This window comes from Vibrio sp. 1249-1, from assembly GCF_033340495.1.
This window is the reverse complement of record NZ_JAWOWJ010000081.1, coordinates 1-1,229: the sequence shown is the minus strand read 5'-3', so window position 1 is coordinate 1,229 and position 1,229 is coordinate 1. Positions and strand designations below refer to the sequence as shown.

The window sequence follows — 1,229 nt, the reverse complement described above, 5'->3', positions numbered from 1 at the left end:
AGACTTCATTTGGCGCACACCCATTCTCAAGATGACATCGCCAACACGTCCGCGACCTTCTGCGCCAATATCAAGGAATCTTGCAATACCACGAGGCATTGGTGGTAGGGACTCCATTTGCTCAGTGATGTGTAGGTTCACGGTAACACCTTTTAGATTGGTGTATTCCTTACCGTCTTTACCCACCAATTTAACTGGCGTATTTAACGCGTCATTTGCCACGATGTTGCCCATGATGTCTTCGTATTCAGCTTGCACCCCAGGGATATCAAGCAGCGATGCAAAGCTCACCTCATCGGTAAAACGGTTCGAGAATCGACGTGCTAAGAAGTGGCTCGCCAACGCTTTGTCTGGCCAGTTACCCAACACAGACACCGCATTTGACCAAGGGTAATCCGGGTCAAAGCTACCAATTGAGTTTAGGAAGCGTCCATTCGCAGTTTCCGCAACAGCTATATAGCCCTCATCTGAATCTTCGATAAAGCGTGCTGCCAAATCATCAAAACAGCTGGCTGTTGAAAGATCGTAATCAGCCGGAATTTGGTGTGAGTTGTTGTCTAACAGTTGACCAAAAGAAATCACTTTTTGGTTGCCTGCCGCATTTTCTATCACACATTGATGCTCTGGTGTGCGCAAGATATCAAGGAAGAACGCCGCGGATTTTTTCGCCCCATTCGCGTAATCACAGAACCATGAGTTATCGGCTTTGCCTTCGCTACAGTATTGAGGGTTTGAAGCAATGCGCAATAAGAAATCACCCGGCTTATCCGTTGACGAAGTGTAACCCAGATTGGTGTACAGGTTATCGATGCGCTCAAGATCTTCCATCTTGTCACGGATAGCGCTCATTTCCATGTAACGGCGCACTAAGTAACCAGGATAATCGGACGAGAATAATCCCGTCGTCCCATATAACTCCAAGTTGCGTCGATCATAGCTATCGAGATAGTTCTGCCACTCGTAAGAAACAATCTCTTCTAGGTTTGTACCTTCGTCAAAACGGTTACAGTCGCTGTTTAGAGAAACGTTCCCATCGGTACAGAAATCGTAAGACTTACGCTCAATTTCATTCACTTTATCTAGGTAGTAAAGTGCGCCATAACGAGTTTTCGCATTCAGTTCTGGATCATCAGACAACGCGGCGGTATCGAATCGGCTGAAGTCACAGTTGTAGAGTGATTTGCCTTTCTCGTTCCCCGTTAGTGCCTTCACTTCAGAACACACCATCA

At 46.5% G+C, this 1,229-nt stretch carries 1 pseudogene; it reads right to left on the bottom strand.

Going from position 1 to position 1,229, the window contains the following annotated elements:
- Positions 1-1,229: pseudogene (locus tag R7Z50_RS24390) on the bottom strand (MoxR-like ATPase); the annotation flags it as partial.